The 20003-nt window shown below is 67.5% G+C and carries 16 protein-coding genes and 1 tRNA gene; 13 read left to right on the top strand and 4 right to left on the bottom strand.

The window, feature by feature from the left end:
• Positions 1-3: 3 nt before the first annotated feature.
• The 3 genes from ACYVAG_RS05670 to rpsO form a co-directional block, all read right to left on the bottom strand.
• Entirely contained in the window at positions 4-2235 is a 2232-nt protein-coding gene (locus tag ACYVAG_RS05670; protein ID WP_460767694.1) for a polyribonucleotide nucleotidyltransferase, read from the bottom strand.
• A gap of 254 nt (positions 2236-2489) precedes the next feature.
• Positions 2490-3539: a DUF4185 domain-containing protein gene (locus ACYVAG_RS05665; RefSeq protein ID WP_460767691.1), complete on the bottom strand. Its 1050-nt coding sequence runs from the start codon at positions 3537-3539 to the stop codon at positions 2490-2492.
• Between the two features lie 175 nt (positions 3540-3714).
• Positions 3715-3978 (bottom strand): 30S ribosomal protein S15, encoded by a 264-nt coding sequence (gene rpsO, locus ACYVAG_RS05660; RefSeq protein WP_460767688.1) that lies wholly within the window; start codon positions 3976-3978, stop codon positions 3715-3717.
• A gap of 249 nt (positions 3979-4227) precedes the next feature.
• On the opposite strand from rpsO, the gene ACYVAG_RS05655 reads away from it, so the two are divergent.
• From ACYVAG_RS05655 to nadE, 6 genes are all read left to right on the top strand, one after another.
• Positions 4228-4941 (top strand): lysostaphin resistance A-like protein, encoded by a 714-nt coding sequence (locus ACYVAG_RS05655; RefSeq protein ID WP_460767685.1) that lies wholly within the window; start codon positions 4228-4230, stop codon positions 4939-4941.
• A 74-nt stretch (positions 4942-5015) separates the two neighbouring features.
• Positions 5016-7409 carry a glycoside hydrolase family 31 protein gene (locus ACYVAG_RS05650; RefSeq protein ID WP_460767682.1) on the top strand — a complete coding sequence of 798 codons (2394 nt, stop codon included), beginning with the start codon at positions 5016-5018 and terminating at the stop codon, positions 7407-7409.
• Positions 7397-8176 (top strand): enoyl-CoA hydratase/isomerase family protein, encoded by a 780-nt coding sequence (locus ACYVAG_RS05645; RefSeq protein ID WP_460767679.1) that lies wholly within the window; start codon positions 7397-7399, stop codon positions 8174-8176. The genes ACYVAG_RS05650 and ACYVAG_RS05645 overlap by 13 nt, the downstream gene beginning before the upstream one ends.
• On the top strand, positions 8173-8997 hold the full coding sequence (locus tag ACYVAG_RS05640; RefSeq protein WP_460767676.1) for an SGNH/GDSL hydrolase family protein: 825 nt from the start codon (positions 8173-8175) through the stop codon (positions 8995-8997). Before ACYVAG_RS05645 ends, ACYVAG_RS05640 begins: the two co-directional genes overlap by 4 nt.
• Positions 8998-9073: 76 nt before the next feature.
• On the top strand, positions 9074-9535 hold the full coding sequence (locus tag ACYVAG_RS05635) for a GatB/YqeY domain-containing protein (protein WP_460767673.1): 462 nt from the start codon (positions 9074-9076) through the stop codon (positions 9533-9535).
• A gap of 42 nt (positions 9536-9577) precedes the next feature.
• Complete coding sequence (nadE, locus tag ACYVAG_RS05630) at positions 9578-10432, top strand: ammonia-dependent NAD(+) synthetase (protein ID WP_460767670.1); 855 nt, start codon at positions 9578-9580, stop codon at positions 10430-10432.
• A 12-nt stretch (positions 10433-10444) separates the two neighbouring features.
• Here nadE and ACYVAG_RS05625 read toward each other — a convergent pair whose 3' ends face one another.
• Positions 10445-11167 (bottom strand): glycerophosphodiester phosphodiesterase, encoded by a 723-nt coding sequence (locus tag ACYVAG_RS05625; RefSeq protein ID WP_460767667.1) that lies wholly within the window; start codon positions 11165-11167, stop codon positions 10445-10447.
• A 144-nt stretch (positions 11168-11311) separates the two neighbouring features.
• Between ACYVAG_RS05625 and ACYVAG_RS05620 the strand changes: the two genes are divergently transcribed.
• From ACYVAG_RS05620 to ACYVAG_RS05590, 7 genes are all read left to right on the top strand, one after another.
• Positions 11312-12490, top strand: a complete 1179-nt coding sequence (locus ACYVAG_RS05620) for an SGNH/GDSL hydrolase family protein (protein WP_460767663.1) — start codon at positions 11312-11314, stop codon at positions 12488-12490.
• Positions 12481-12554: transfer RNA gene (locus tag ACYVAG_RS05615), tRNA-Val, on the top strand. The genes ACYVAG_RS05620 and ACYVAG_RS05615 overlap by 10 nt, the downstream gene beginning before the upstream one ends.
• 227 nt (positions 12555-12781) lie before the next feature.
• Positions 12782-13771 (top strand): alpha/beta hydrolase, encoded by a 990-nt coding sequence (locus ACYVAG_RS05610; RefSeq protein WP_460767660.1) that lies wholly within the window; start codon positions 12782-12784, stop codon positions 13769-13771.
• Positions 13772-13906: 135 nt separating this feature from the next.
• Positions 13907-14107: a helix-turn-helix domain-containing protein gene (locus ACYVAG_RS05605; protein ID WP_460767657.1), complete on the top strand. Its 201-nt coding sequence runs from the start codon at positions 13907-13909 to the stop codon at positions 14105-14107.
• 4 nt (positions 14108-14111) lie between these two features.
• A complete protein-coding gene (locus ACYVAG_RS05600; protein WP_460767654.1) occupies positions 14112-17366 on the top strand; it encodes a helicase-related protein in 3255 nt (1084 codons plus the stop codon).
• Positions 17367-17376: 10 nt separating this feature from the next.
• Positions 17377-18042 (top strand): DUF4391 domain-containing protein, encoded by a 666-nt coding sequence (locus ACYVAG_RS05595; RefSeq protein WP_313366557.1) that lies wholly within the window; start codon positions 17377-17379, stop codon positions 18040-18042.
• An 18-nt stretch (positions 18043-18060) separates the two neighbouring features.
• A complete protein-coding gene (locus ACYVAG_RS05590) occupies positions 18061-20001 on the top strand; it encodes a site-specific DNA-methyltransferase (RefSeq protein WP_313366558.1) in 1941 nt (646 codons plus the stop codon).
• Positions 20002-20003 lie beyond the last annotated feature (2 nt).

Raw genomic sequence — 20003 nt, 5'->3', positions numbered from 1 at the left:
AGATCAGGCGTCCTCGCCCGCGGCGGCGTCGACGGCCTTCTCCTCGTCGGTCTCGTCCTCGATGACCGGGATCAGCGAGAGCTTGCCCCGGTCGTCGATCTCGGAGATCTCGACCTGGAGCTTCTGGCCGACCGAGACGACGTCCTCGACGTTCTCGACGCGCCCGCCACCCGCGAGGGGACGGAGCTTCGAGATGTGCAGCAGGCCGTCCTTGCCGGGCAGCAGCGACACGAAGGCGCCGAAGTTGGTCGTCTTGACGACGGTGCCGAGGTAGCGCTCGCCCTTCTCCGGCATCGTCGGGTTGGCGATGGCGTTGATGGTCGAGCGGGCGGCCTCGGCCGACGTGCCGTCGGCGGCACCGATGTAGATCGTGCCGTCGTCCTCGATCGTGATCTGGGCGCCGGTGTCATCCTGGATCTGGTTGATCATCTTGCCCTTGGGGCCGATGACCTCGCCGATCTTGTCGATCGGGATCTTCACCGTGATGATGCGCGGCGCGTACTGCGACATCTCGTCGGGGCGATCGATGGCCTCGTTCATGACCTCGAGGATCGTGTAGCGGGCCTCCTTGGCCTGCATGAGCGCCTTCGACAGCTCGTCGGCGGGGATGCCGTCGAGCTTGGTGTCGAGCTGGAGCGCGGTCACGAACTCCTTGGTGCCGGCGACCTTGAAGTCCATGTCGCCCAGCGCGTCCTCGTCACCGAGGATGTCGGTCAGCGCGACATAGTGGGTCTTGCCGTCGATCTGCTCGCTCATGAGGCCCATGGCGATGCCGGCCACGGGGGCCTTCAGCGGCACACCGGCGTTGAGCAGGGCCAGCGTCGACGCGCAGACCGAGCCCATCGACGTCGAGCCGTTGGAGCCCAGCGCCTCGGAGACCTGGCGGATCGCGTACGGGAACTCCTCGCGGTCGGGCAACACCGGCACGAGCGCGCGCTCGGCCAGGGCGCCATGACCGATCTCGCGGCGCTTCGGCGAGCCGACGCGGCCCGTCTCGCCCGTGGAGAACGGCGGGAAGTTGTAGTGGTGCATGTAGCGCTTCGAGCTCTCGGGAGCCAGCGTGTCGAGCTTCTGCTCGAGGCCCAGCATGTTCAGCGTGGTCACGCCGAGGATCTGGGTCTCGCCGCGCTGGAACAGCGCGGAGCCGTGGACACGCGGGATCACGTCGACCTCGGCCGACAGCGTGCGGATGTCGCTGACACCGCGGCCGTCGATGCGGACCTTGTCGGTCAGCGTGCGGTGGCGGACGAGCTTCTTCGTGAGCGCCTTGAACGCTCCCGAGATCTCCTTCTCGCGACCCTCGAACTGCGCGTCGAGCTGCTGGTGGAGCTCGGCCTTCAGCGCGTCGGAGGCGTCGTTGCGCTCGGCCTTCGAGGCGATCGTCATGACCTGCTTGAGCTTGTCCTCGCCTGCGGCGCGGACGGCCTCGAGCACGTCGTCCTCGTAGTCCTTGAAGACCGGGAACTCCGTGGTGTCCTTGGGGAACCTGGCGGCGAGCTCGGCCTGGGCCTCGCACAGCGCCTTGATGAACTTCTTCGACTCCTCGAGGCCCTGGCCCACGACCTCCTCGGTCGGGGCGGTGCGCCCGGCGCGGACGAAGCCCCAGGTCTGCTCGGTGGACTCGGCCTCGACCATCATGATCGCGACATCGCCGTCGGCGAGCACGCGGCCCGCGACGACCATGTCGAACGTGGCGTCCTCGAGCTGGCCCACGGTCGGGAAGGCGACCCACTGGTCCTCGATCAGGGCGATGCGCACGCCGCCGATGGGGCCGGTGAACGGCAGCCCGGCGAGCTGGGTCGACATCGACGCCGCATTGATGGCGATGACGTCGTAGGCGACATCGGGGTTGAGGGCCATGACGGTCACGACGACCTGGACCTCGTTGCGCAGGCCCTTGACGAAGCAGGGGCGCAGCGGGCGGTCGATCAGGCGGCAGGCCAGGATGGCGCCCTCGGACGGGCGGCCCTCGCGACGGAAGAACGAGCCGGGGATGCGGCCCGCGGCGTACATGCGCTCTTCGACGTCGACGGTCAGGGGGAAGAAGTCGATGGCGTCACGCGGCGTCTTCTGGGCCGTGGTCGCCGAGAGGAGCATGGTGTCCTCGTCGATGTAGACCGCAGCGGAGCCGGCGGCCTGACGGGCCAGCAGGCCCGACTCGAAACGAACGGTGTGCTTGCCGAACTTGCCGTTGTCGATCACGGCTTCGGTGAACTGCAGGTCAGGTCCCTCCACAGGGATTCCTTTCGTGGTGCGATCGCAGCCGCACGCAGCCGGTCCGTGGGGTGGAGACCGGTCTTCGATCGAGGTCCGCGGGCGGGCGCCGAACGCGGCGGTTCCCGAAGACCACTACCGAGGACCGAGGCCTCCCGAAGCGGGCGGGCGAGCGCGATCTGGTGATCAGATTTATGCGGTTGTGACCCTCAGGCTACTAGACAACGTCGGCTTTGGCCCCTCCGCACCCGCGCGCGCCCCAACCCGGGCGCCGCTCAGATGCCCTGCGCCTTGCACAGGAACACGCGATAGGACCGGATCGCGTCGTTCCACTGGCTGACGGTGAACCAGAAGTTGTCGAAGGTCGAGCCCGGCATGATGAAGCCGCCGTACGGCGAGGTGATGGTGTTGCCCGACTGCATGTTCGGGTGGCCGTTGACGATGAGCGTCCGGCTGGGCGCGGCGTGCAGGTTCGCCGTGGGCAGCGGGAACTTCTTGACCTTGATCGTCGCGTCGGCCGGCTCGAACCAGGACAGCGCGTACGCCCCGCTCATCGCGCGGAAGCTGATCTCGCCCCACGCCTGGGGCGGCATGATCGTGGAGGCCGGGTGGCCCCAGCCCCAGTCGCGGCCGTTCCAGCCCCACGGCTCGTACGCGCGGGGGTCGCCGACCCGGTCGTGGCGGACGCGGTGGAGCAGCAGCTCCGACGGCGTGTTGCGGTTGAAGCGGCTCGACATGACATAGCACCAGCCGTCGTTGGCCACCGCGTACGTCTTCTGCTGGAACGCGCCGCGCAGCATGTCGCCGGGCCACTGGCACAGGTAGCGCCACGTCTCGCCGTTGTCGCGCGACTCCCACAGGTCGGAGTGGTGGGTGGCGTGGAGGCGTCCGCGCATGAGGTGCATGTAGAGCCGGTCGCCGATGCGGAAGACGTCGGACGGGAGCGCGGTGTTGCCGCCGGCGTGGTTCTCGGGGACCATGCCGCGGGCGAAGTTCCCGCCGACCGCGCCATCGATCGCGCCATCGCGGCGGTGGGTCGAGCGCAGGCCGATCGGCGAGCGCCAGTTGCCCTGCCCGACCCAGCCGCCGTCGAACGTGTCACCGCAGACATAGAGCACCGAGCCGTTGGGGCAGCGCACCGGGATCGCGAGGTCGGTGAGCGGCGCCCCGAAGCGGCCGGTCTCCGCGGGTCCGGTGAGGGTGCGTACGCGACGGGCGGCCGCCGGCATGAACGCACTGGCGGCCTGGGGGGCGACGGCACCGACCGCGGTGATCGCGCCGACGCCGGCACCGGCGAGGAGGAAGGAACGGCGATCGAGGCCCATGGTCGACTCCTGGAGTGAAGGGCCCCGGGGGTGGGGTCGGGGGCCACGAACCTGAGTCAAGCGACCCAGGGTCGGTCCGGGCAACTGTGGAGGCGCGGAAGTTTCCGTCTTGAACGCGACGAACGCCGCCCCCCGTCCGGGGGAGCGGCGTCCGTGAAGATCGATCGGCGCTGGGTCAGCGACGCAGGCCGAGGCGCTTGATGAGCTCGCGGTAGTGCTCGACGTCCTGCTTCGCGACGTAGTTCAGCAGGCGGCGGCGCTGGCCGACCATGAGCATGAGGCCGCGACGCGAGTGGTGGTCACCCTTGTGCTCCTTCAGGTGCTCGGTCAGGTGGGCGATGCGCTTGGTGAGCAGAGCGATCTGGACGTCGGGCGAACCCGTGTCGCCCGGCTTGGTCGCGTACTCGTCGATGATCTTCTTCTTCAGGTCGGCGTCCATGGAACGCTCCTCTCCGGTTTCCCGTTGCGCGGCGCCCCCGTGCCGTGTGCGTTGGGAGCTCTTGTTCTTCCGCGGCCGTCGTGACGGCAACCGGGGAACCATACCAGCGTGCTCGCCGCCCACGCGAATCCCGCGAGCGGTTTCGACAGGTGAGGGTACGCTTTGAGGTTGCCCGGCCGCAGGCCCGGGACGTGTCACCGTCGAGGCGGCACGGCGACCTTGAACACCGGAACGGATCGAACCCCACCCATGCAGAGCACCACCCCCGCCCCCACCCCTGAAGCGACCGGCACGGGCTGGCGGAACCCCGTCACCTACGTCGCCCTCTATGCGCTGCTCGCGCACGCGATGCCCGAGATCGTGGGGCGGTTCGTGCCCCAGGAGCGCCTCGGGGTCTGGAACGCGGTCACCGTCGCGGCGTACGCGGTGCTGGGCGCCGCCGGCATCGTCCTGTTCCGGGAGACGCTGCGCGCAGCCCTCGCCGACTGTCGCCGCCACCCGTGGCGGGTGCTCGGATCGGCCGTCGGCGCCTTCCTTGTGGTCTTCCTCGCCTCGGCCGTGTTGCTCGCCGTGCGGGGAGGCGCGACGCCTGTGACGGAGAACCAGACCGCGGTCAACCAGCTGCTGCAGGCGTCGGTGCTGAGCACGGTGATCATCGTCGTCGTCGGCCCCCTGGCCGAGGAGCTGATCTTCCGCGAGGTCCTGATCGGACGCCTCCGACGCTGGGCGCCACTCTGGGTCCTGTGCCTCCTCTCCACCGCGGCCTTCGCCCTGATCCACCTGAAGTCGTTCACGCTGGGCGGGCTCGCCGACCTCGGTCAATACGTCATCCTCGGCGCCGTGTTGTCCGTCCTCTATGTGCGGTCGAAGGGGAAGCTGGCCTATCCGCTCGCGGCCCACCTGTTCAACAACCTCATGGCGACGCTGCTGTTCTATGCGAGCCGACTGGCCTCGGCCGCCTGACGGTCGGGGTCGCGGCGTCACGCTTGTCGCGGACCGGCGGGCCGGTGCGGCCAAGGCCCGGCTAGCCTCGGCGCATGAAGATCCTGCGGGACCTGCGACTCGTGGACCACGACACCCACAAGGTGGTGTGGGAGGTCGACGGGCGCCACCGGCTGACTGTCGCCGTGCTCGATGAGCACCTGTTCCGGGTGTGGCTCCAGCCCGACTCGGTGTCGCTGGTCGACCGCACGTGGCTGGTCGCGCCGGAGGGCGACGTGCCCTTCGAGGGCCGCGACCGCGCCTCGCTGGACGGGTTTCCCCTGCCGAGCTGCACGATCAGCGAGGACGCGGGCGTCCTGACGATCGCGACCGATCGGCTGCGCGTACGGGTCCAGGCCGACCCGGTGCGGCTGGAGTGGGAGCACGCGGGTGCCGACGCCGCGTGGGCGCCGCTGGTGCACGACCGGGTGACGGGCGCGTACGCGGTGGGCCGCGACGGCTCGGTCCACCACTGGCAGGACTTCCCGGCCCACCACCGCTATTTCGGGCTGGGCGAGAAGGCCGGCGACCTGGAACGCACCGGACGCCGCTTCGAGTTGCGCGGGCTCGACGCGATGGGCTATGACGCGGGGTCGACCGATCCGCTTTACAAGCACGTGCCCGTGACGATCACGGCTCCCCGGGTCGCTGACGCCGGAGCGGGGTGGGCCCCCTTCGGCATGCTCTACGACAACCTGGCGACGAGCTGGTTCGACCTGGGCAACGAGATCGACAACTACCACCGGCGCTACCGCACCTACACCGCCGAGTGCGGCGACCTCGACTACTACCTGTGGGTGGCCGATGGCGTCGAGGCGGTGACGCGGGAGATCCCGCGTCTGACGGGGCGCACGTGCTTCCCGCCGAAGTGGTCGTTGGGCTATTCGGGCTCGACCATGCACTACACCGACGCGCCGAACGCGAGCGAGCAGCTGCTCGAGTTCATCGACCTGTGCCGCGAGCACGACATCCCGTGCGACTCGTTCCAGCTGAGCTCCGGCTACACGTCGATCGCCGGCAAGCGCTACGTCTTCCACTGGAACCGCGACAAGTTCCCGGAGCCGAGGGCGACCACCGCCGCGTTCGCCGAGGCCGGCATCCACCTCGCGGCCAACATCAAGCCGTGCCTGCTGCACGACCACCCCGCGTACGCCGACGCCGAGCGCGAGGGCCTGTTCCTCACCGACCCCGACACCGGCGCCCCGGAGCGCTCCCCGTTCTGGGACGACTGGGGCAGCCACCTCGACATGACCAATCCGGCCACGATCCGTTGGTGGCAGGGAAATGTGACGAGCCAGCTGCTCGAGCTCGGCATCGGCTCGACGTGGAACGACAACAACGAATATCCGGTGACCGACGGCGCGGCGGTGTGCGACGGGTTCGGTCGATCCCTTCCGGTGAAGGCGATCCGGCCGTTGCATCCGCTGCTGATGAACAAGGCGTCCCGCGAGGCGCAGGAGGCGTACGCGCCGGACGCGCGGCCCTACCTGATCACGCGCTCGGGGCCGATCGGGCTGCAGCGCTATGCGCAGACGTGGTCCGGCGACAACCGCACGAGCTGGCGAACCCTGCGCTACAACACCCGCATGGGTGTGGGCATGTCGATGTCGGGCCTCTACAACATCGGCCACGACGTCGGTGGCTTCTCCGGCGACCGGCCCGATCCTGAGCTCTTCGTGCGCTGGGTGCAGAACGGCGTCATGCATCCTCGATTCACGATCCACTCGTGGAACGACGACCACACCGTCAACGAGCCCTGGATGTACGCCGACGCCCTGCCCGCCGTCCGCGACGCGATCGCGTTGCGCTATCGCCTGCTCCCCTACCTCTACACGCTCCTGTGGCGCGCGGCGGCGTTCGACGACCCGATGCTCCGCCCGGTCTTCTTCGACTTCCCCGACGACCCGGGGGCCTGGGAGGAGACCGATGATTTCCTGCTGGGCAAGGAGATCCTCGTCGCCTCGGTCGTCGAGCCGCGGGCGACGACGCGGCGCGTCCGCCTCCCCGCGGGCGGCGCCGGGTGGATCGACTGGCACACGGGCGAACACCACGCGTCCGGCCAGACGATCACCCTCGACGCGCCCCTCGACCGCCTCCCCCTGCTCGTGCGTGCGGGCGGCGCGATCCCCATGTCGGAACGGATTGCGCACGTCGACCCGGCCGCCGACACCACGCGCACGCTGCGGCTCTTCCCGGCGCCGGCGTCCGAGGGAACCGTGAAGACCGAGGGCCAGGTGTTCGAGGACGACGGCGTCGGCCACGGCTGGACGACCGACGACCATTTGGTCATTGACTGGACGCTCACCTCGACGCCGGACGCGGTCACCCTCGGCATCGCCCACCGCGGCGCGTACGCACCCCCGTGGGGACAGCTCCGCATCGCGATGCCGGAGGCTGAGCAGAGGCCGCTCACGATCACCGACCCGGAGGGCCTCACGTGCCGCAGCTGACCACCGAAATCCGTGGCCACACGGCGATCGTGACGATCGACAACGCTCCCAAGCGCAACGCGATCTCGGTCGCGATGTGGGAGTCGTTCCCCCCGCTGTTCGCGCGGATCACCGAGGACGACGCGGTGAAGGTCGTCGTCCTCACCGGCGCCGGCGCCCACTTCTCCGCGGGGTCGGACATCGCCGAGCTCGACCAGCTCGGCGACGCCCGCCTCCCGGTGGCCGCGGAGGCCTCGATCGCCGACTGCCCGAAGCCCGTGATCGCTGCCATCACGGGGTTCTGCCTGGGCGGCGGCTGTGAGGTGGCGACCGCGTGTGACCTGCGGATCGCCGGCGACGACGCCCGCTTCTCGGTGCCGCCCGCCAATCTCGGCATCATCTATCCCCTGTCGGCGACCCAGCGTCTGGTCCACCTCATCGGCCCAGCAGCGACGAAGCTCCTCACGTTCACCGGCGAGCCCATCGGTGCCGCCCGCGCCCTCCACATCGGGCTCGTCGACGAGGTCGTCGCCCCGGACACCGTGCTCGACCGGGCCCTCCACGTCGCCGACCGCATCGCCTCGCGCTCCCAGCTCACGGTCCAGGCCACCAAGGAGATCGTGGACGGCATCACCGCGCACCGCCCGGACGTGGCGGCCCTGGCCGGCGACTGGCTGCGCCGCGCGAACTCCGGCCCCGACCTCGCCGAGGGCCGGACCGCCTTCCTCGACCGCCGCGACCCCGCCTTCACCTGGACCCGCCACACCCCACAGGAGTTCGACGCATGATCGCCACCTCGCCCCGTCCCTGGCGCCGCTACGTCGCCGTGGGCGACTCCTTCACAGAGGGCATGTCGGACGCCGATCCGACGCGCGCGAACCGCTATGTGGGGTGGGCCGATCGCCTCGCCCACCGCCTCGCGGTCGTCGCGGCCCGCGAAGGATCGCAGTTCGAGTACGCCAACCTCGCCATCCGCGGCCGCAAGCTCGACGACGTCGTCGGGCGCCAGGTCGAGCTCGCCCTGGCGCTCGAGCCCGACCTCGTCTCGCTCGTCGGGGGCGGGAACGACATCCTGCGCCCCCGGGCCGACATCGACGCACTGGGCGACCAGCTCGAGGCCGCCGTCGTCCGCCTGCGCGAGGCCGGCGCCGACGTATTGCTGGCGACGCCCATGGATCCCGTCAACGCCCCCGTCATCGAGTGGACGCGTGGCCGCGCGGCGACCTACGGCTCGCGCATCTGGTCGATCGCCGAGGCCCACGGCTGCCACGTGGTGAACCAGTGGGGCATGGGCGTCCTCAAGGACTGGCGCCTGTGGGCCGAGGACCGCATCCACATGACGGCCGAGGGCCACGAGCACGTCTCCCTGAAAGCCTTTGCGGCATTGGGGTTCGAGGCCGCCGAGGGCGACCTCCTGGAGCCGCTGCCGCCGCTGCAGCCCGTGCCGTGGCGCACGATGCTGTCCAGCAACGCCGCGTGGACGCGGACGCACCTCGGCCCATGGATGCACCGCCGGCTCACGGGACGGTCCTCGGGCGACGGCATCGAGGCGAAGCGCCCCCACGCCGAGGTCGTCGACCCCGCCACTCCCCTGCCACCGGTGCGATAGCCCCGGCCCGCCACCGAAAACCGCTTCCTCCCGCGTGGGAGGATGGACGGCGTACCGACGACGAAAGGAGCCCACCATGGCCGAGCTCAAGGACCGCCTTCGCGCCGACATGACCGCCGCGATGAAGGCGAAGGAGAAGGAGACCACGAAGGTGCTCCGCGCCATGCTGTCGGCCTTCCAGACCGAGGAGGTGTCCGGCGACGCCGCCCACGAGCTCACCGCCGACCAGGAACTCGCGATCGTCACCAAGCAGGTCCGCCAGCGCCGCGACTCGGCCGACGAGTACGCGAAGGGCGGCCGTCAGGACCTCGCCGACGTCGAGCTGGCCGAGGCCGAGATCCTGCAGGCCTATCTTCCTGCCCCGCTGACCGACGCCGAGCTGGCCGAGCTCGTGGATGCGGAGGTCGCCGCCGCCGGACCCGACGCCTCGATGAAGCAGATGGGCCAGATCGTGCGCGCGGTCAACGAGAAGGCGAAGGGCCGCGCCGACGGCGGCACGGTCGCCGCCGCGGTCAAGCAGCGCCTGATGGGCAAGTGACGCCCGACCACCTCACCGTTTCCCACCGCTGAAGGGATTTCCGTGGACAAGCAGCTCCAGACCCAGATCATCGACGAGCTCGAGGTCGTCGCTCCGGACCGCTTCGACGCCGCCACCGAGGTCGAGAGACGCGTGGCCTTCCTCGCCGACTACCTGCGCTTCACGCGCTGCTCGGGCTATGTGCTCGGCATCTCCGGCGGCGTCGACTCGTCGGTCGGCGGACGACTGGCCCAGCTCGCCTGCGAACGCGTACGCGAGCAGGGGGGCGATGCCACCTTCGTGGCGATGCGGCTGCCCTACGGGACTCAGAAGGACGAGGACGACGCGCAGCGCGCACTGGGGTTCATCCGGCCCGACGAGCGCATGACGGTCAACATCAAGCCGGCCGTCGACGGCCTGTGGGCCGAGCTCATCGGCGCCGGCATGCCGGTCACCGATGAGAAGGACGACTTCGTCAAAGGCAATGTGAAGGCCCGCGAGCGCATGATCGCCCAATACACGGTGGCCGGGGCGCGCAGCCTGCTCGTCATCGGCACCGACCAGGCGGCCGAGGCCATCGTGGGCTTCTTCACCAAGTTCGGCGACGGCGCCTGCGACCTCACCCCGCTCACGGGCCTGCCCAAACGTCGGGTCAAGGAGATCGCGCGCTTCCTCGGGGCCGACGAGCGCGTGGTCGAGAAGGTGCCCACCGCCGACCTCGAGGACGACAAGCCACTGGTCGCCGACGAGGTCGCCCTGGGCGTCCGCTACGAGCACGTCGACGACTACCTCGAGGGCCTCGACGTGCCGGCCGACGCCGAGAAGACCATCCTTGGCTGGTATCGCCGCACCGGACACAAGCGCGCCCTCCCCGTCACGCCGCGGGTGCGGGAGCAGGAGCTGAAGCCGCGGGGCTGACTCCGCGACAGGTCAGGAGTTCAGCGCGTCCAGCCCGCGGTCAGGGTGGTTGGTGATGATGCCATCAACCCCGGCGGCGACGCACAGGGCCAGGTGTTCCGGCTCGTTCACCGTCCAGACGTTCACCTCGACGCCGGCCTGGTGGGAATATTCGACCACGCCCGGCACCTGCAGGAACGGCAGCGCCGGGTGGATCGCCCGGGCGCCGAAGTCGGCCGCGTACTCCCACGGCAGATAGAGGCCCTCGGCGAACAGCAGCCCCAACGGGAGCAAGGGGTCGAGCTGCTGCACCGTCTTCAGACTGTAGTGGTTGAACGACGAGATCAACACCCGGTCTGCCATCCCCAGGTCACCCACGAGGTCGACGACTCGCTTCTCCATGCCGGGATAGAAGTTGATGCCGTTCTTGAGCTCGACGTTGACCACCATGTCCCCGGGGCTGACCGCCTCGAACACCTCGCCCAGCGTGGGGATGCGGACGTCAGAGAAGCCCGCCATGCCGTTCGCGAAGTCGAACGCACGCAGGGAGTCCAGCGACAGGTCCACGACCCTTCCTGACCCGGTCGACGTGCGGTCGACGGTCTCGTCGTGGATGACCACGAGCTCCCCGTCGGCGCTGAGCTGGACGTCCAGTTCGATGCCGTCCGCCCCCTGGCGCTCGGCGAGCTCGAAGGCTTCGATGGTGTTCTCGGGCGCATAGGCCGATGCCCCGCGGTGGGCCCAGATCTTCGTCACGCGGCCCATCGTGCCGCAGCCGGGCGACCCGGAGGTGTCGGGAGGGTGAACCGTGTCGGATCGCACCGTCGATGCGCCCGGGCGGCGCCATAGGAGCCCTCGGGCGCATCGAGCGTGCGATCGCGCACGTGCGACGATGCCCCCATGACTCCGCCCGCGCTGATCGCCGTCCCGATCGACCCCCTCGTCCGCGGAGCCGCCGAGGTCGAGCAGACCGACGAGGGCCTTCGGGTGCACCGCCTGCCCGGGTGGGCGCGGGCGCAGTCCGCCGACCCGCAGCTCGCGATGGTCGAGGCCCAGCCCAGCGGCGTCCGCCTGGCCCTCCGCACCTCCGCCACCGTCCTCGAACTCGACCTCCATCGGACGGTCACGGTCTTTCGCGCCCTGCCCGCGCGCCCCGATGGCGTCGTGGAGCTGGTCGTCGGCGGCGAGGTCGTGAACCACTCCCCCACCTCGGCGGGCACCCGGGTCACGATCGACCTCGCCACGGGCCGGCCCGAGGTCGAGCCGGGCCCCGCCTGCACGGTGCACTTCGCCGAGCTCTCCCCCGACGCCAAGGACGTCGAGATCTGGCTTCCGCACAACGAATCCCTGACGATCGTCGAGCTCCGCGCGGACGCACCGGTCGAGCCCGCGCCACCGAGCGCCCGCCCCGTGTGGGTCCACCACGGCAGCTCCATCAGCCACGGGTCGAATGCCACGCGCCCGACCGGCATCTGGCCCGTCGTCGCGGCCCGCCTCGCCGGCGTGGACCTCGTCAACCTGGGCTTCGGCGGCAGCGCCCTGCTCGACCCCTTCGTCGCGCGCCACATCCGCGACACCCCCGCCGACGTCATCAGCATGAAAGTCGGCATCAACGTCGTCGGCCGCGACGTGATGCGCCTGCGGGCGTTCGGCCCGGCCGTCCACGGGATGCTCGACACCATCCGTGACGGGCACCCGACGACGCCGCTGCTCGTGGTGTCCCCGCTGTTCTGCGGGATCCACGAGGACACGCCCGGCCCCGGGACCTTCGACCCCGAGGCCATGGCCCGTGGCGAGCTACGGTTCGCCGCCGCAGGCGATCCGGCGGCCGTCGGAGCGGGCGCGCTGACCCTGAAGGTCGTCCGCGACGAACTCGCCCGCATCGTCGCCGAGCGGCGCGCCACCGACCCGAACCTCCACCACCTCGACGGGCTCGAGCTCTACGGCGAGGCGGACGCCGCGACCCTTCCCCTCCCCGACGCGCTGCACCCCGGGCCCGAGACCCACCAGGTCGTCGGCGAGCGATTCGCGCAGGCGTGGCTGAAAGCGGCTACCATGGTGCAGCCCTCGGGCGCATAGCTCAGTTGGTTAGAGCGTCTGCCTTACAAGCAGGATGTCGGGGGTTCGAGTCCCTCTGCGCCCACCGCACGCACAAGGCTCGAACCCTTGCCAACGGAAACGTTGGTCGAGGTTCGGGCCTTGTTCGCGTCCGCGACCCAGGTTAGAGCGTTGGCGTTGACCTGCGGATCGAGCAGCATCTCGAAGGGGCGGTTGTGCTGGACGCGCAGTTCGTTGTCCTCGTCGATGAAGACCTTCGTGAAGAACGCCTGGTTGCACAGACGCCGGTTGGTGTCGTCGCAGCGGGTGTAGATGTCGGCGCAGTTGGCGAGCAGGCCGAGGGCGTCGTCGAGGTGGGCTCGGGCGTCGGCGTTCGAGCACGGCGGCTGGGCGCAACTCTCCACCAAGATCATCGATTGCGGACCCACCCACGTCGCCCGCAGGATCACAGGCGTAGCGCCCGGTCTGACCCCGAAGGCCGGTGATCGCGCTTCGTGGAGCGGCATCTACTACGCCACCCCGGCCGACGGCGGACTTCGTGTACGCGACATCACCATCGCCACTCCCGCCGGACAATGCCCGGCCTGGCGCATCGACGGCGACCCCTCGGTCTGGGCAATCCACATCCACGGTCTCGGCAGCACCCGCGCCGGCACCCTCCGAGGGGTCCTCGCCGCAACCGAACTCGGGTACACCTCACTCGTCGTCAGCTACCGCAACACCGCAGAAGACCCCCGCGTCGGCAACGGCCGCTCAACCCTCGGCGACACCGAGATGGCCGACGTTGACGAAGCCATCGGCTACGCAGTCCGACGCGGAGCCCGCCAGGTCGTGCTCTTCGGCTGGTCAATGGGAGCCGCCATCGCGCTCCAACTCGCCGACCAGCCGCGACACGATGAGCTGATCGCCGGGCTCGTCCTCGACTCACCAGTACTCGACTGGTCTGAGGTCATCAAGACCAACTGCGCCCGAAGCGGACTGCCCGCAACGGCCGGGCACCTCGCGATCCCGTGGTTCACCCTTCACCCGTTGGCGCGCGCCGTCGGGTTGCCGGAGCGCATTCCGCTCCGCTCGTTCGATTGGACTGCGCGAGCCGCAGACCTCGTGACGCCGATCCTGATCCTCCACGGCACCCGCGACGACTCCGTGCCGATCGGGCTCTCTCAAGCACTCCGAGACGCCCGCCCGGACCTCGTCACGCTGGAGCCCTTCGACGCCGGCCACACCCTCTGCTGGAACGCCGACCCCGACCGGTGGCATAAGTCAGTGACCTCCTGGCTCCAGTCGCGTGTCGCACGCTGATCGGCCGACCGGACCCACCGCTCTCGGCACCCATCTCGTTCGGCCACGCCCGGAGAAACCCAACTCAAGCCGTACCTCCGCCGGTATCATCGTGAGAGTTGGCCTGCCTGGGCCATAGAGCGAGGGAGGACCAACGTGGCTGAGCCGTGGCTGTCCGCAGACGACATCGCCGCCCACCTCGGGGTCACCAAGGACACCGTCTACACCTGGATCGCCGAGAAGGCCATGCCCGCCCACAAGGTCGGACGCCTCTGGAAGTTCGAAGCCAGCGAGATCGATGACTGGGTGCGACGAGGCGGCGCATCATCCTCGACTCACGACGAGGACGCCGGGTAGTCACGTGCGAATCATCAACAACGTCTCCGACCTCCTGGGTGACGATCTCAAGGCCGAGATCGCGCCGGGCTCGAAGGTGCGCATCGCCGCGTCGACGTTCTCGATCTTCGCGTTCGAGGCGCTCCGCAAGGAGTTGGAGAAGGTCAGCGAGCTGGAGTTCATCTTCACGTCGCCGTCGTTCGTGACCGAGAAGGTGACGGACAAGCTCCGCAAGGAGCGGCGCGAGTTCTTCATCCCCGGCGGACAGGCCGAGTCGAGCCTTGCCGGGTCCGACTTCGAGATCAGGCTACGCAACAAGCTCACCCAGCGCGCTATCGCACGAGAGTGCGCGGACTGGGTTCGCCGGAAGGTCACCTTCCGCTCGAACGCCACGGGCAACCCGATGCAGCAGTTCGCGGTCGTCGATGACAAGGCTGCCTACACCCAGCTCCAGGGGTTCACGACCGCCGATCTCGGCTACGAGCGCGGCAACGCCGTGTCGAGCTTCGTGAACCGGCTCGACGAGGCTCCGATGACCGAGCAGTACATGCAGCTGTTCGACCAGATTTGGAATAACCCCGAGCAGGTCAGCGATGTCACCCAGGCCGTCCACGACCACATCGCGAGCGTGTACACCGAGAACTCGCCGGCACGTATCTACTTTCTGATCCTCTACAACCTGTTCGCAGAGTTCCTCGACGACATCAACGAGGACGTGCTGCCGAACGACCGCACTGGGTATCAGGAGACGAAGGTCTGGCAGAGCCTCTACAACTTCCAGCGCGACGCGGCCACCGGCATCATCAACAAGCTGGAGACGTACAACGGCTGTATCCTCGCCGACTCCGTGGGCCTCGGCAAGACGTTCACCGCGCTCGCGGTCATCAAGTACTACGAGCTGCGCAACAAGTCGGTGCTGGTGCTGTGCCCAAAGAAGCTCGCGGAGAACTGGACGAACTACAACGCCAACCTCACGACCAACATCTTCGCCGCCGACCGGTTCAACTACGACGTGCTCGCCCACACCGATCTCTCTCGCACCAAAGGTGAGTCGCTCGGGCTGCGGTTGGACCGGATCAACTGGGGCAACTACGACCTCGTCGTAATCGACGAGTCCCACAACTTCCGCAACGCCGACTACGCCGAAGAGAAGGAGTCCCGCTACCAGCGCCTCATGCGCCAAGTCATCCGCGAGGGCGTCAAGACCAAGGTGCTGATGCTCTCAGCCACGCCGGTGAACAACCGGTTCAACGACCTCAAGAACCAACTCCAGCTCGCCTACGAGGGCGAGTCAGAGAACCTCGCCCAGCACCTGAGCCTCTCCACGACCGTCGAGAAGGTGTTCTCCGACGCCCAGCGCGTGTTCAACGAGTGGTCCAAGCTCGATCCCGAGCAGCGCACCACCGACCGCATCCTCCAGATGCTCGACTTCGACTTCTTCGAGCTGCTCGATTCGGTCACCATCGCCCGCTCCCGCAAGCACATCCAAGCGTTCTATGACACCACCGAGATCGGCGCATTCCCCGAGCGCCGTCCACCGATCTCTATCCGCGAGCCGCTCACGCACCTCCCGGATGTGCCCGGCTTCAACGACATCTTCGAGCAGCTCCAAGCCCTGACTCTCGCCGTCTATACCCCGCTCGCTTACGTGTTCCCGAGCCGGCGCTCCAAGTACGAAGACCTCTACAACGTCACCGCAGGCAGCGCTCGATCCAACCTCGGGCAGGCAGGACGTGAGCAAGGCTTGAAGAAGCTCATGACCGTCAACCTGCTCAAGCGTCTGGAGAGCTCGGTCGATGCCTTCCGTCTCACGTTGGCGAAGATCGAAGAGTCCGTCAGCCAGACGCTGGGACGCATCAGCAACCACGCGGGCAACCTCGCCGACCTCAGCCCCGAGCTCGCCGGGCTCGACTTCGATGTCGATGACGAAGACGACGCGAACATCGAGGCGCTGTCGTTCGGTGAGAAGATCAAGATCGACCTCAACGACCTCGACATCGAGTCCTGGCAGCGCGACCTGTGGAACGACCGCGAGACACTCCGCGAGCTCCTCGACGAGATGCGCAAAGTCACTCCCGACCGCGACCTCAAACTCCGCAAACTCAAGCAGCTCATCCAGGACAAGGCCCAGCACCCGCTCAACGACGGCAACCGCAAGGTGCTCGTGTTCTCCGCCTTCGCCGACACGGCCGACTATCTCTATCGAGAGCTGGCGCCCACCCTCGCGGCGGCGGGACTCGACACTGCGGTGATCACCGGCGGAAGCCACGGTGCGAAGACGACCCTCGGCACGGGCTTCGACTTCCAGCAGGTCATGTCCCTGTTCTCGCCGCGCTCAAAGCAGCGCCACCTCACGATGCCGCGCGAGACGCGCGAGCTGGATGTGCTCATCGGTACCGACGTGATCAGCGAGGGCCAGAACCTCCAGGACTGCGACTACCTGATCAACTACGACATCCACTGGAACCCCGTGCGCATTATCCAGCGCTTCGGACGCATCGACCGCATCGGCTCCACCAACAGCCAGATTCAGCTCGTGAACTTCTGGCCCGACATCTCCCTCGACGAGTACATCAACCTCAAGGAACGCGTCGAGAACCGCATGGTCATCGCCGACCTTGCCAGCACCGCCGACGACAACGTCCTCACCCTCGAAGACTCCGACGCGGCCTTCCGCAAAGAACAGCTCCGCAAGCTCCAAGATGAGGTCATCGAGCTCGAAGATGTCCGCACTGGGGTGTCGATCACCGATCTCGGGCTCAACGACTTCCGCATGGACCTTCTCGGATACATCAAGGAACACGGTGACCTTGACACCGCACCCCGCGGTCTCCACGCTGTGATCCCCGCCGACCCCAGCAAGGGACTGCGGCCTGGTGTCATCTTCGCCCTGCGGACCCTCACCGCAGACGAGCACATCAACCGAGGCAACCGGCTCCACCCGCACTACCTCGTCTACCTCGACGACCAGGGCGAAGTCATCGCGAACCACACCGAGGCCAAGCACCTCCTCGACCTACTGCGCGCCGGCTGCCGCCCCTACGAGGAGCCGGTCAGTGATGTCGTCGGGGTGTTCAACGCCGCTACCGTCGAGGGTGCCCAGATGGGGATGTACTCGGCGCTGCTCACCGACGCGATCCACTCGATGATCGATGTCACCGAGGAACGCGACATCGACAGCCTCTTCACCGGCGGCAGCACCACCGCCCTCACCCAGACCATCGCCGGCCTCGACGACTTCGAGCTGACCGCGTTCATCGCCGTCGTAGACCCCACCTAGGCTGGCGCCGATGACTGACGTCCTCTACCGCTGGCCCGAGGCAGCGAAGTTCGGCAGACGAGTGCCGAAGGAGAAGTTCTACGAGCACGGCACCGTCAGCACCGCTGTCCGCGAGAAGTTCATCAACGAGGTCCAACGCATCACCTGGGCCTACAAACTCGCCGAGGCCACCATTAACCTGCCCGGCACGACGACCGTGCCGGAGATACAGGTCTTCACGATCGACGCCAAAACCGATGACGTGAGCGAAGCCGTCCTGGGCGCCGTCGACAAGGCCATCCCGTTCCCGATCATCTTCGAGATCGCGCACCACCGCGGTGAGCAGCCCGAGGCGCGGACCGTCGCGGCACACAAGCAGCTCGGCACCGGGGCGCCCAAGATCAGTGCCTACTACTCGACCGGCTGGCAGCCAGGAGACACGGAGCGGCAGGCCATGCCGACAGCGATCACGCTGCCCGCCCTCTACGCAGCGCTCCTGCAGCCGCTGACGCCGATCACCGCCCGCCCGGGCGAAGAAATGTCAGACGTCGCCGACAGACTGGCCAAAGTGCGCAAGCTCGAGCGCGAGGTCGCGTCCTTGGAGCGCAAGCTCCGTACCGAGCCACAGCTCAACCGCAAGGTCGAGCTCCGCCGCACACTCAAGACCAAGCAACACGAACTGGAACAGCAGGGGTAACCCGTGGAGAGACTACGCATGACATCGCCCGACCTCACGCGGGCCAACATCGACAAGATCGCTGATCTGTTCCCCAACGTCGTCACCGAGCGCTCCGACGCCGACGGCAACCCCGTGCGAGCGGTCGACTTCGACCTGCTGCGCCAGGAACTCAGCGACCACATCGTGGAGGGTCCGCAGGAACGGTACCGGCTCGACTGGCCCGGCAAGCGTGCCGCCGCCTTCACTGCGAACGCTCCGATCGCGAAGACCCTTCGCCCCGTGCGGGAGGAGTCGGTCGACTTCGACACCACGAAGAACCTCTTCATCGAGGGCGACAACCTCGACGCACTCAAGCTGCTGCAGGAGTCCTACCTCGGCAAGGTGAAGCTGATCTACATCGACCCTCCGTACAACACTGGCAACGACTTCGTCTACGAGGACGACTTCGCGGAGTCAAACGAAGAGTATTTGGAGCGATCTGGACAGACGGATAGTTCCGGTGCCCGTCTCACTGCCAATACTGAGTCCAACGGTCGCTTTCACTCAGACTGGCTGAGCATGATGTATCCGCGGCTCAAGTTGGCCCGCAACCTGCTCTCGGATGATGGCGTGATGTTCGTGTCAATTGATGACGGCGAGCACGCAGGTCTCGTTGAGGTACTGAAGGAGCTTTTCGGCGCGAACAACTACATTGCGTCTGTAGCCAGGGTGACCAAGAAGACTTCAAATAAGGGCACTCACTTTGCACCGTCCAAGGACTACGTGGTTGCCGTGGCCCGCAACGCAAGTGCTGTCCCCCCTCTAATGGACGAGGTTCCTGATGAGTACCGAAAGAAGTTCTCTGGTCGCGACGACCGCGGGCACTTCGCGACAGTTGGCCTCTACCAGGCCAGTCTTGACCCGTTGAGGGGCTGCGCAAATCAACGGTACTGGATCGAAGCACCTGACGGTACTTTCGTACTTCCCCCCGGCCCGAACCGCCCTGCTTCCGTGGGCGATGCCTCGAACCGTCCGCCGGAGAGCCGAGAAGATCGCGTTTGGCGCTGGTCTTTCCAGTCATACCTGGAGAAGAAGGATCTACTCGTCTTCAAGGAAACGCCATCCAGCCCACTCCAGGATCAATATGGGCGCCAATCCCGCTGGAACGTGTACACGAAGTATTACCTCGAAGATCGTCTGGGTGACGGAATTCGTCCGAGGGATTTCCTAGATGGTGTGACGAATGATCAAGGCACGAAGGCACTCATAAAACTAGGACTCGGCGGTATCTTTGACTTCGCCAAGCCGCCCCAGCTAGTTTCCAAACTCCTCACGTGGATAGACGATCCTCACGCCGTCATTCTGGACTTCTTTGCAGGGTCTGGAACGACGGCCCAGGCGGTAATTGATCACAACGAACTCGATGGCGGGGGTAGGCGGTTCATCTGCATCCAGCTCGATGAGGAGTGCCCTGAGGGGTCTGAAGCTCGGCGGGCAGGGTTTACCAGTATCGCTGAGATCGCTCGCGAGAGGGTGCGACGGTCTGGCCAGGCATTAGTTGAACGGGAGGGGCTCAGTGCAGGTCACACAGATCGTGGTTTCCGTGCGCTCCGCGTCGACACCACGAACCTTGAAGACACACTACGAGCGCCCAATGCTACCAATCAGTTCGACCTTGAATCATTTCAAGGAAGTATCAAACCAAGCCGCTCCGGCGAGGACCTCCTATTCCACGTCCTCCTCGATTGGGGCCTCGACCTGTCGCTACCGATAGTTCGAGAGACGGTCGACGATCGTGGGGTGTACTCCGTCGACGATGATGCGCTGGTCGCCTGCTTTGCTGAGTCTGTGACTCCCGAGGTCGTGCGAGTGATCGCCGAACGTGGCCCGCTGCGCGTGGTCTTCCGCGACGATGCCTTCGAGTCCGACGCTGCACGTATCAACGCCGAGCAGGTGTTCCGGGAGGTGTCGCCCGCGACTGAGGTAAGGACTATCTGAGG

Source organism: Mariniluteicoccus flavus, from assembly GCF_054776655.1.
The sequence above is the reverse complement of the archived record's forward strand: the minus strand, read 5'-3'. Positions and strand labels throughout refer to the sequence as shown.

Bases quoted from the DNA above. Each gene is read 5' to 3' on its own strand.
- ACYVAG_RS05595 (WP_313366557.1), top strand. From the start codon at position 17,377: ATGACTGACGTCCTCTACCGCTGGCCCGAGGCAGCGAAGTTCGGCAGA.
- ACYVAG_RS05655 (WP_460767685.1), top strand. From the start codon at position 4,228: ATGCAGAGCACCACCCCCGCCCCCACCCCTGAAGCGACCGGCACGGGC.
- ACYVAG_RS05590 (WP_313366558.1), top strand. From the start codon at position 18,061: ATGACATCGCCCGACCTCACGCGGGCCAACATCGACAAGATCGCTGAT.
- ACYVAG_RS05620 (WP_460767663.1), top strand. From the start codon at position 11,312: ATGACTCCGCCCGCGCTGATCGCCGTCCCGATCGACCCCCTCGTCCGC.
- ACYVAG_RS05665 (WP_460767691.1), bottom strand. From the start codon at position 3,539: ATGGGCCTCGATCGCCGTTCCTTCCTCCTCGCCGGTGCCGGCGTCGGC.
- ACYVAG_RS05610 (WP_460767660.1), top strand. From the start codon at position 12,782: ATGTCGGCGCAGTTGGCGAGCAGGCCGAGGGCGTCGTCGAGGTGGGCT.
- ACYVAG_RS05650 (WP_460767682.1), top strand. From the start codon at position 5,016: ATGAAGATCCTGCGGGACCTGCGACTCGTGGACCACGACACCCACAAG.
- rpsO (WP_460767688.1), bottom strand. From the start codon at position 3,978: ATGGACGCCGACCTGAAGAAGAAGATCATCGACGAGTACGCGACCAAG.
- ACYVAG_RS05635 (WP_460767673.1), top strand. From the start codon at position 9,074: ATGGCCGAGCTCAAGGACCGCCTTCGCGCCGACATGACCGCCGCGATG.
- ACYVAG_RS05640 (WP_460767676.1), top strand. From the start codon at position 8,173: ATGATCGCCACCTCGCCCCGTCCCTGGCGCCGCTACGTCGCCGTGGGC.